8 protein-coding genes and 1 tRNA gene are annotated in these 9,821 nt (G+C 67.0%); 6 read left to right on the top strand and 3 right to left on the bottom strand.

Annotated elements, in window-relative coordinates:
- Positions 1-143: 143 nt before the first annotated feature.
- Positions 144-1,088: a LysR family transcriptional regulator gene (locus ASG32_RS09025; protein WP_056524790.1), complete on the top strand. Its 945-nt coding sequence runs from the start codon at positions 144-146 to the stop codon at positions 1,086-1,088.
- Between the two features lie 9 nt (positions 1,089-1,097).
- Here the strand turns inward: ASG32_RS09025 and ASG32_RS33745 are convergent, their stop codons facing one another.
- Entirely contained in the window at positions 1,098-1,259 is a 162-nt protein-coding gene (locus tag ASG32_RS33745; RefSeq protein ID WP_157861924.1) for a hypothetical protein, read from the bottom strand.
- Between the two features lie 331 nt (positions 1,260-1,590).
- Here ASG32_RS33745 and ASG32_RS09020 point away from each other — a divergent pair, with 331 nt between their 5' ends.
- A complete protein-coding gene (locus tag ASG32_RS09020; protein WP_056524787.1) occupies positions 1,591-2,697 on the top strand; it encodes a ring-opening amidohydrolase in 1,107 nt (368 codons plus the stop codon).
- 276 nt (positions 2,698-2,973) lie between these two features.
- On the opposite strand, the gene ASG32_RS33740 is transcribed toward ASG32_RS09020, so the two are convergent.
- A tRNA-Ser gene (locus ASG32_RS33740) sits at positions 2,974-3,075 on the bottom strand.
- Between the two features lie 222 nt (positions 3,076-3,297).
- Here ASG32_RS33740 and ASG32_RS09015 point away from each other — a divergent pair.
- The 4 genes from ASG32_RS09015 to ASG32_RS09005 all read left to right on the top strand — a co-directional run bounded on the left by ASG32_RS09015 (position 3,298) and on the right by ASG32_RS09005 (position 8,990).
- A complete protein-coding gene (locus tag ASG32_RS09015; RefSeq protein WP_244491874.1) occupies positions 3,298-4,452 on the top strand; it encodes a tyrosine-type recombinase/integrase in 1,155 nt (384 codons plus the stop codon).
- Complete coding sequence (locus ASG32_RS33735) at positions 4,449-4,796, top strand: hypothetical protein (RefSeq protein ID WP_157861922.1); 348 nt, start codon at positions 4,449-4,451, stop codon at positions 4,794-4,796. The genes ASG32_RS09015 and ASG32_RS33735 overlap by 4 nt, the downstream gene beginning before the upstream one ends.
- 612 nt (positions 4,797-5,408) lie before the next feature.
- A complete protein-coding gene (locus tag ASG32_RS09010; RefSeq protein ID WP_056524779.1) occupies positions 5,409-8,180 on the top strand; it encodes a DUF3987 domain-containing protein in 2,772 nt (923 codons plus the stop codon).
- A 546-nt stretch (positions 8,181-8,726) separates the two neighbouring features.
- The gene (locus tag ASG32_RS09005; RefSeq protein WP_056524776.1) at positions 8,727-8,990 is read left to right on the top strand and encodes a hypothetical protein; all 264 of its coding nucleotides are present in this window, start codon (positions 8,727-8,729) and stop codon (positions 8,988-8,990) included.
- 74 nt (positions 8,991-9,064) lie between these two features.
- Here ASG32_RS09005 and ASG32_RS09000 read toward each other — a convergent pair whose 3' ends face one another.
- Entirely contained in the window at positions 9,065-9,766 is a 702-nt protein-coding gene (locus tag ASG32_RS09000) for a recombinase family protein (RefSeq protein ID WP_056524773.1), read from the bottom strand.
- Positions 9,767-9,821: the final 55 nt, after the last annotated feature.

Genomic DNA, 9,821 nt, shown 5'->3' with positions numbered 1-9,821 from the left:
AGGATCGCGTCAGGGATGCGGGGTGCTTTGCGTCGTGCCATCGGGAACCTCCTTCGGGTCCACTATGGCCGCCCCCACACGAAATTCCTGACAGTCCCTCCGGTCGCCGAGACCATGGTCGCGAGCCACCGGCGGACCTGACCATGACGATCAAGCACCGTGACCTCGCGGGCATCGACCTGAACTTGGTCGTGGCGCTGGACGCACTCCTGACCGAGAGCAGCGTCACGCGCGCTGCCGCGAAGGTCGGCATCACGCAATCTGCCATGAGCAGCAGCCTTGCCCGCCTGCGTAGACTCCTCGGCGACGAGCTCCTGACGCGCACGCCGGACGGCATGCGCCCGACACCGCGGTCGCTCGCCCTCGTCGAGCCGGTCCGCGCCGCCCTGCGCCAATTCCAGGGCATCGTCCTCCGGGAGGACGACTTTGTCCCCTCGCAGGTCGAGCGGTCCTTCACGCTCGCCATTCCCGGCAGCGTCGAGGTACGTCTCATCCCGCGCCTGCTCGCGTTCCTCGCCTGCGAGGCGCCCGGCATCCGCCTGCACCTGGTCGGCCTCGATTACGGGAGCGTGCTGGGGGACCTCGACGCCGACAGGATCGACATGGCCGTCGGCATGATCTCCGAGGGCCAGATCCACCATAAGGTGCGGCCGCTCTATCGCTTCGGCTTCCTGAGCCTGTTCAATCCCCGGCTGCTCGGCGTGAGCGGTCCGCTCTCGCTCGACGACTTCGTCCGCTTCCCGCACATCCTGACGTACCTGACCGGCGTCGGCCCGGGGGTGGTGGACAAGGCGCTCGCGAAGGTGGGCCGGACGCGGAGGCTGGCGGCGACGACGCCGCGCTTCGCCACCGTGCCGTTTCACGTGCAGGCCGCGCCCTTGATCGCCACGATGGCCGACGAGCTGGCCACGACCTTCGCGACCCAGCTCGGCCTGGCGACGAGCCCCGTGCCGGTGCCGACCGAGGAGATCGTCATCTCCATGCTGTGGCACGCCTCCTATGACCGCGATCCCGCCCATCGCTGGCTGCGGGAGGTCATGGTTCGCCTGGGACGGGAGGCCGGTAGTGCCCACGAAGACGCGGTATAACTCGTAGCCTCACGCCCCTCGGTCCCTGAGCCACTTTTCCGTTTGGGTGCCCCTGGAGGCAGCAAAGGCATCGACGACCCGGAGAGGGTTGTCCTCGGCGATCCGATCTTCGAGATAAGGCGGGAACAGCGTCGTCTGATCGCGCTCGGCGCCGACAACGAACCGTTCCATGCCGCCCCCCGGGCGTGCCGGACAGAGCTACCACCATCGAGGTTTCGACACAGCCAGGGTCGCTACCGGAACGGCGGCATGGAGTGGTCTAGAGACGATCTGCTTCTACCACAGATTGGGCCATCCTGCTGGTTCGGCGTCGGGAGCCGATCAACGCGTTGCTTCTCCCGCGCAGTAGAAGGCTCGGGGATTCTCCGAAGATGGTCCGGTCTGTGCTTGCCCGTGCTGGCCACCCGATCGTGCCGGTCCCTGTCGTCGCTGGACGCGGACAGACGACGGGATCGCCCCAGTGGAAGGGCGGCGCCCCTTCTTGTTCCACCCCGGTTCCCCCATGCCCGAATGCCTCGTCTTCCGCGTGCCCGCGCAGCATCCCGCCGACGTCTCCGAGGTGATGGGCCTCGTCGCCTCCGGGGCGGTGGACGCGACCGAGATCGTCGCGATCTTCGGCAAGACCGAGGGCAACGGCTGCGTGAATGACTTCACCCGGCAGCTCGCGGTGATGGCCCTGGAGACGGCGCTCGCCACCGCCCTCGGCTGTACGGCGGCGGAGGTCGGAGCGCGGATCGCCCTCGTCATGTCCGGCGGCACCGAAGGCGGGCTGTCGCCGCACTTCCTCGTCCTCGCCCGGCGTGAAGGCCCCGCGGTGCCGGAGGGCAAGGCGCTCGCCATCGGCACGGCCTTCACCCAGGAGTTCCGCGCGGAGGAGATCGGCCGGATGGCGCAGGTCGAGGCGACTGCGGCGGCGGTCGGCCGGGCCATGGCAGAGGCGGGGCTCACCGATCCCGCGGACGTGCATTTCGTGCAGGTGAAGTGCCCGCTCCTGACGAGCGCTCGGATCGCCGAGGCGGCCGCCCGGGGCCACGGCGTCGCCACATACGACACCTACGCCTCGATGGGCTTATCCCGCGGCGCCTCGGCGCTCGGCATCGCGCTCGCCCTAGGAGAGGTCGACCGCGAACATCTCGCGGATTCCGCCATCGGCACCCGACGCGATCTCTTCTCCGGCCGCGCCAGTTGCTCGGCGGGGATCGAGCTGATGCGCAACGAGATTATCGTGCTCGGCAACGCCCAGGGCTGGACCGGCCCGCTCGCCATCGCCCACCGGGTCATGGACGACGGCATCGACCTGTCCGCGATTCGGCGGGTGCTCACCGACCTCGGCTTCCTGGAGGCGGGGCAGTTGCCGCCTCCTGAGGCGGAGCGCGTGATCGCCCTGCTCGCCAAAGCGGAGCCCTCCCATGACGGCCTGATCCGGGGACGGCGCCACATCATGAACGACGACAGCGACATCAACGCCACCCGGCACGCCCGCGCCCTGGTCGGCGGCGTGGCCGCCGCAGCGATCGGCCGGACGGACCTCTTCGTCTCCGGCGGCGCTGAGCATCAGGGGCCGGATGGCGGCGGCCCGGTAGCGGTCATCGCCCGCCTGAGGGACTGAAGCCGGGGGCGGGGAAGCAGAAGTGCGTCCGCATTGCCGAGAGTGAGGGACAAGGCCGTTCGGCCCGTCCCCTGCACCGGCCCTCTGCAACCGCCCGTTGGTGAAAATCAGGCTGCGAGAGTGGGCGCAAGGCCGCAACAGCGAAATCGGCCTGCGCATCCAAGGGCGATGAGGAACAGGCCAAGCCACGGGTACACGGCAGGAGCCATTTCGCCGCGAATTTTTCCCAAGAGAAGCTAGGCAGGCCGCCAGATGCAGCCAAGCGCTTGATTTTATTGGCGCGCCCTACGGGAATCGAACCCGTGTTTTCGCCGTGAAAGGGCCGCTACGAGACAAAGAGGACAGAGGCGCACACCCCATTCCCCTCTGCGCACTCGCTTTTTTCGTCTCCCACTATCATAGTTGGTCTCACCGTCTGTGTGAGACGCTCTGTGAGACCGATCGATGGCAAAGCCTAGCAGCTTCGATAGCGTCGCTAAGCGGGTCCGGCTTCCGTCGGCCAAGAACCCACGCTGGCAGGGTGTTTCGGGAGGCCGAGGCGGCGTTAGCCTGGGCTACCGCAAGCCAGCGCGAGGACCGGGTACCTGGATCGTCAAGCTGGTGATCGATGGGAACCGCGTCGAGCAACGCCTCGCCCAAGCTGACGATCCTGGCTCGGATCCGGATGCCCTCTCGTACCCAGCTGCCGTGACGGCAGCCATCGACTGGGCGCGCGCTCAGGTACGTCGTCTCGACGGTGAAGGGGAGGGGGACGATGCCGAGGTCCCGACCGTGCGCACTGCCGTCGGGGCCTATGTCGCCACTCGCTCAGAGCGTGCCCCCACAGCGGGGAAGGACGCCGAGAAGCGCCTCGGAAAGCACGTCCTCTCCGATCAAGCTTTCGCCGAGACGCAGTTGGCGAAGCTCAACGCGAGCACCATCCGGACTTGGCGACAGCGTCTATCGAGCGAGTTGCAACCCACGACCGTCAACCGGCTGCTGAACGACCTGCGCGCTGCGCTCAACGCAGCCGCAGAACACCATCGTCGCGTGCTTCCAGCTACTCTTGCCGCCGAGATCCGTGCCGGTACGAAGGCGAACTCGGCAGGGTCGAGCGCGCGCAAGCAGGTCCTGCCCGATGCTGAGATCCGCCGCCTTGTCGACGCGGCCTTTGCTGTCGACGAGACCGGTGATTTCGGGCGGCTCGTTCTGGTCATGGCAGCCACCGGGGCTCGCCACTCTCAGGTCGCCAGGATCACCGTGGGCGACGTGCAGGTCGCGCGTGGTCGGATCATGGTGCCACCCTCGAACAAGGGCCGCGCCGGTAAGCGCCCGACGCCAATTGCCGTGCCGGTCGGAGCCGACGTGATCGAGCGGCTCCAGGTCGCCCTTGCCGGCCGACGCAGTCACGAGCCGCTCCTGCTCCATTGGCGGCATAGACAGGTCGGGCCCGTTACTTGGGAGCGGGTTGATAGGGGGCCTTGGGCCACAGCCTCAGCAGCGCTGCGCCTTTGGGACAGGGCTCGAACCCGCGCAGAGGCGCCTCCTGGGACAGTCATGCTGTGCCTGCGACATAGCTCAATCGTACGAGCACTGAGCGCCGGCGTGCCGGTGAGACTCGTCGCGGCGTTGCACGACACCAGCGTGCAGATGATCGAGGACCACTACTCCGCATACATCGTTGAGGCGACGGAGGAGATCGCCCGTCGAGCCGTCACTCCGCTGGCGCCGAGCGCAGTCGCTACGCTGAAGCCTGTCGATGGAGCCGCGGCGTGACGGAGCGGCAGCGCGCCAAGAAGAAGTGGACGAAGGCCGGCAAACTCCGCGGCCGGCCACCTGGAAGCCGGTCCTACGACCCGGAAACGAGCCGCTCTGGCGATCCCACAGTTCGAAAACCCGAGAGACGTGGGCGCCCGCCGGTGGCGCTGAAGCCAATGATCTTGCGCTTCATTCAGATGGAGGTCGGCTTCAACAAAGCCGGCTTCGCGAAGCAACTAGCGGCAGAGGGAACAGGGAACGAGATCAAGGAGGAGACTGTGAAGCGGCGGCTGCGGCGAGACCGAAGCGAGGCACGCAAGCGGGAAGAGCGCCGAAAAGAAAGCAGATGGACTTTCGACTGATTATGCTTATTGCACAGGCAGATAGAGAATCATTTTAGCCCCGCCGTGACGCCCATGCGAAGCCGTGTCTCTTTGTCGTCAGACAGATCAGACAAGGGCAGGCTGTAGCATGTCACGTCCAACCGCTAAGCACCGCGAACGTCCAGACGCCATCCCGTGGCAGAAGCGCCCTCATCTACGGATGGATGTGGCGGCCGAGGTGACCGGGCTGTCGCGGAGCACGATCTATCGCCTCGCTTCTGACGGCCGGCTCACACTCCGGCGCCTCGCCGGTCGGGTCGTCGTTGAGACCTCGGGTGTCCTAACGCTGGTCGAAAACGCTGAGCCTTGGCGGCCTGGGACTCGTGGCGCTGCGGCTCGGGCGAAGCGATCCGAGGCGGCCCGCGCCGCCCTTCGGTGAGGAGCCGAGTACTCAGCGCTCGACCATCGCGAACGATCGCTAGTCGATCCTGCACGCGATCCAAGTCGTGATCTGACGAGAGTCGCAGCTCCAGCAGCACGCCGTACACGCCGCGCTCGAGCGCAGCCCACCCATCCTTAGGAAGTCGCCGCCTCGGCCTTGCCGCCACGCGGGCCGGGTGCCGACCACACAACGCTCGCCGGAACTTCATCATGGACGCAAGCACTCCGGAGAGCGGCAGCGGCCACCTGCCAATGGTCGGTAGCCAGGCACCCGTGCCCGCAATCACCGCATCAGTCCAAATGCGTGCGCCGGCCCTGCCAGCCTGGGACACGGAAGCGGCGGTCGCCTTTCTCATAGCGCTGATTGGCTCAGGGCTTCTCGCGGTCGCGGCGATCGATCCAGAGTTAGGCGGCTGCCACGGGGCGACCTTCGCGCTGCCGACCGAGCGCGATGCATTGAGCCGGTGGATCGAGGCGCGCCAGGGCAAGCACAATCTTTACTTCACACTGAACGAGCCAGTCCCTCGGGAGCAACAGCAGGGCAAGCATGGCCGCGTGTGCAAGGCGGACATCGCGCGCATCCGCGGCATCGCCATCGATTGCGATCCGCACTTCGACCCCACCGCCGACGATGGCGGCCTGAGCAAGGAGCGGGAAAGACTCTGGCATCAGGCGCTTGACTGGCGCCAACGACAGGAGGCCAGCGCCGTCATCGACAGCGGCGGCGGCTATCAAGGAGTGTGGCTGCTGCGGGAATCGCTGCCGGCCACGCCACAGACCATCGCAGCCGCGGAGGCGCAGGCGCGCGGCTTCGCGCTGCTCAACGGCGGCGACAACACCCACGACGTCTCGCACTTGTTCCGCATGCCCGGGACCGTCAACCTGCCGAACGCGAAGAAGCGGGCGCGCAAGCGCGTGCCCGCCCCGGTGCTAGGCAAGGTGTACGACCCACGGCGCCTGCACACGCTCGACCACCTCGCCATTCTGGCACCTCCGATCACCGCCCGAGCGGCCACTGCCCGAGCGGCCACTGCCCGAGCGGCCACCGCCGCCAAGCTCAATTTCGATCTCTCGGCTGCGTGGGAGGCAGTCGGAGCCCCGGAGCGTTTGGATCCGGAGTTGGTGGAGCGGCTGACGCGTGCGCGAGCAGCGCGCCCTCAGCTCGACAAATGCCTGGCAGCAGAAGCGATGCCGGGCGATCGCTCGGCGCGAGACTACGCCGTTGCCGCCGCGGTGATCCAGGCCGGCATCTCGGAACCAGCCGACGTGGCCGCGATCATTGCGGCGTACTCACCGGATAAGTTCGAGGCGGAAGCCGAGGCCCGCGACGATGGGCGGGCCGAGTACTACCTGCGCAAGACCGTCGCGAACGCTCTGGCCCGGGTCAAGCCGGACACTCAGCCCGGGGACTTCTTTAAGCCCATCCAGGACGGGGGCGAGGATGGGGTCCAAGCGGCCGGCAGAAGGGAGGGTGAGAAGGCCGCCAGCGAGATCGGCGAGCTGGTGGACATCTTCGGCGACGATGATCCGGCGGATCTGTCGACATCGCCCGCCGGCAGCCTGCCGGGCGTGATCGAAGGGATCGCGCGCACTATCGCGACCCAAATGGGCGTGCCCGAGAGCTTCGTCGCGACCGCGGCCGTGGCAGCCCTCGCCGGCACGATCGGCAACGCACTCAAGCTTCAGGTGAACGCACACAGCGCCGACTTCAGCGTGCCGGCCACATTGTCCGTGGTGATTGTGGCCCGGCCCGGTCGGAAAAAGTCGCCCACAATCGCTGCGGTACTGCGACCGGTGAAACAGATTGATCGCGAGCTGTATCGCCAGAGCTGCCAGGAGCAGGCCGCTCGCGAAGCCATGGTGCGGGCGGCGAAGAGCAAGCGTGAGGCAGCCGGAGGACTCCCGCCTGCACCGCCCATGCGGCGGCTCTGGGTCGATGATGCGACCCTGGAGAAGCAGGTTCGCATCCATGCAGACAATCCGTGCGGGATCATTCGCGCGCCCGACGAGCTGTTCGCGTTTCTCGGCAGCTTCGGAGCCTATAAGCGCAACGGCGACGGCGATCGAAGCACCATGCTTCGCCTGATCGATGGCGGCGACATCAGCGTCGATCGCATGACGGGCTCCACACGAGCCGACAGTGCCCTGATGGGCCTCATCGCCTCGACGCAGCCAGACAAAATCCGTCAGCACGCGCAAAACCTCGGCACTGACGGCTTCCTACAGCGCCTGATCTTCGTGACAGATGACGGTGCGGAGCGGACGCCGCTCGATGTGCCCGCAGACGGTGCTGCGGTAGCTGAGTACGAGCGAGCTGTACGAGGGATGTTCGCGCTCCGCGCGGCGGCCGGGCGTACAGTGCAGCTCTCGCCGGAGGCCCGCACGATCCTCACCGGGACATGGACGCGGGTACGGGCGCTGGGTCGCCTGCCGGGTGCTTCAGCGGCTTGGGAAGGCCACATATCCAAATGGGAGGGGCTGATCTACCGGATCGCCCTGACGTTCCACGCGCTCGACACCTGGGATCTAACGGGAGGGGTGTCGACAGAGTCGGGACACGAGGTGACCGCTGAGACCGCGCAACGCGCATCTCGCTTCGTCGCGTTCCTCGTCCGCCACGCTCTACGCTTCTACAGCGAGTTCTGCGAGCCGGCGGAAGAGACGGTCGAGGCGCGCGAGGTGGCCGGATATCTGCTCACGCGACCAGACATCCTGTCCGTAACGGCGAGAGACATTGAGAAGGCGAGGCGGCCGCTCAGCGGCAAACGGCACCTTACGCGCTCCGCGATGCGCGCGCTCGCGGACGCTGGATGGGTATCGGTCGCTGAGATGGGCGCGGACGGGCCGACGAAGTGGACTATCGATCCGAGAATCCATGTGCGGTTCGCCGAACGAGCCGACCGTGAGAAGGCGCGGCGCACCCAAGCGCACACCCAAATGCTAGCGGCATTGTCGGCGAAACGGGAGCTTCGCGATGTCTGAGGCCCAAGAGGCGCCGACAATGCCGCTCGCATGCGCGATAGGTATGTCTCTTTCCTCTCTCTTCTACCTTTATATTCCACAGACCCCTTCATTCCCGAACTTCTTCACGCGCACGCGAGCGGCATTGCCGGCGCTGGATCGGATGCCCCATCGGGGCTGTGGAGGTCGCAACGACATACCGCATGGAGGAACGCCGTGAGCCGCCGCCGTCCCCCCGCGAGCACGCGTCCTGAATCACGTGGCTCACGCCGCACCGTTCGGCCAGACTTCCCGTCCATTGGGGCTCGGGCGCTGCGGCGCTTCCATGCCGAGCGCGAAACCTTCCCGATGTGTGGTGCCATGGCCCGATCAACCGGCGAGCCATGCCGACAGACTCCCGCGAAAGGGCGCACCCGCTGCCGCTTTCATGGGGGAGCCACCCCACGCGGCGATGGGCCAGCTGGCTGGCACACGCCGGGATTTCCAGACGGCCTTCCGACCGGCAAGCCGCGTAGCGACGCACACAAAGCTCGCAAACGTAGACAGCGGCGCGCTGAGATCGCCGCCATGACCGCCGAGGAGCTGGCGCGGCTGGAAGCATGGAGGAACACGCACAAACCGGGCAGCGAACGCGATCGGACGTTTGGGCGCCGCGCACGCGAAGCCCGGCACTGGCTCCATACGATCATGCAGGAGACACCCTCAGCGCCCACGCCGGATCGAGCCGAGCTGGACGCACTGCGGGCGAGGTTTCGTGCTCACCTGGCGCGGCTTGACGCCGAAATGAGCGAGCTTGAAGACGAGCCATCGATCGGCGGCCTATTCGACTGAGCCATGGTCGATCGAGGACTGCGTCGGGGCAGGGTAGGGCGGCCACGACCAAGCCCCGGGCTTGCGGGATTAGATCAAAGCGTGGCCTGCCGTTGCGAAGCGGGTACGAGGCGAGCTCGCAGGCGCGCCACGGCGACCGGCGTCCATAGGCTGTGCCCCCGCGTCGTCGGCACGTTCTCGGCCGTTAGCGCCCGCGCCAGTGCATTCAGCGAGGCTGTACCGTCGGGATCGAGTCGCTTCAGGATTGGCGCTAGTGCTGCCGCCCGCTCGTCAGCGTTGCATTGGAGGGCAGCGCGGGCTCGGGCTGTATCGTCACCCGTACCGGCTCGACCGCGGAAGCCGCCGAGTACGCGACCGCGCGCCTTCGCAGCAGCAAGCGCCGCTTTCGTCCGTGCAGAGATCATCCGCCGCTCCTCCTCGGCCACCACGGCCATGATGCCGACGGTCATTCGATTAGCCGAAGGCATGTCGCAGGCGAGGAAGTCGACGCCGGCCTTGTGCAGGCCCAGGAGGAAGTGCGCGTCGCGGGCAAGGCGGTCGAGCTTGGCGACGACGAGGATCGCGCGGTGAGCCCGGCAGAGCGCCAGGGCGCGATCCAATTCAGGTCGATCGCTCTTAGCACCGCTCTCGATCTCGACGACCTCGGCGATCAGCGTCCAGGCACCGCCGTTTAGATAGTCGGTGACGGCTGCACGTTGCGCCTCTAGCCCGAGACCGGATCGGCCCTGACGATCAGTGCTGACGCGCAGGTATGAGATGAAGCGGCCATGGGTCATCGAATGACCATACCATTCTATGCAACGGACGTTGCTCATGATGATACGGTACGAC

The sequence above is a fragment of the Methylobacterium sp. Leaf361 genome, from assembly GCF_001424445.1.
In the GTDB taxonomy this organism is placed as follows: Bacteria; Pseudomonadota; Alphaproteobacteria; order Rhizobiales; family Beijerinckiaceae; genus Methylobacterium.
The sequence above is the reverse complement of the archived record's forward strand: the minus strand, read 5'-3'. Positions and strand labels throughout refer to the sequence as shown.

Bases quoted from the DNA above. Each gene is read 5' to 3' on its own strand.
- ASG32_RS09025 (WP_056524790.1), top strand. From the start codon at position 144: ATGACGATCAAGCACCGTGACCTCGCGGGCATCGACCTGAACTTGGTC.
- ASG32_RS33745 (WP_157861924.1), bottom strand. From the start codon at position 1,259: ATGGAACGGTTCGTTGTCGGCGCCGAGCGCGATCAGACGACGCTGTTC.
- ASG32_RS09020 (WP_056524787.1), top strand. From the start codon at position 1,591: ATGCCCGAATGCCTCGTCTTCCGCGTGCCCGCGCAGCATCCCGCCGAC.
- ASG32_RS09010 (WP_056524779.1), top strand. From the start codon at position 5,409: ATGGACGCAAGCACTCCGGAGAGCGGCAGCGGCCACCTGCCAATGGTC.
- ASG32_RS09005 (WP_056524776.1), top strand. From the start codon at position 8,727: ATGACCGCCGAGGAGCTGGCGCGGCTGGAAGCATGGAGGAACACGCAC.
- ASG32_RS09000 (WP_056524773.1), bottom strand. From the start codon at position 9,766: ATGACCCATGGCCGCTTCATCTCATACCTGCGCGTCAGCACTGATCGT.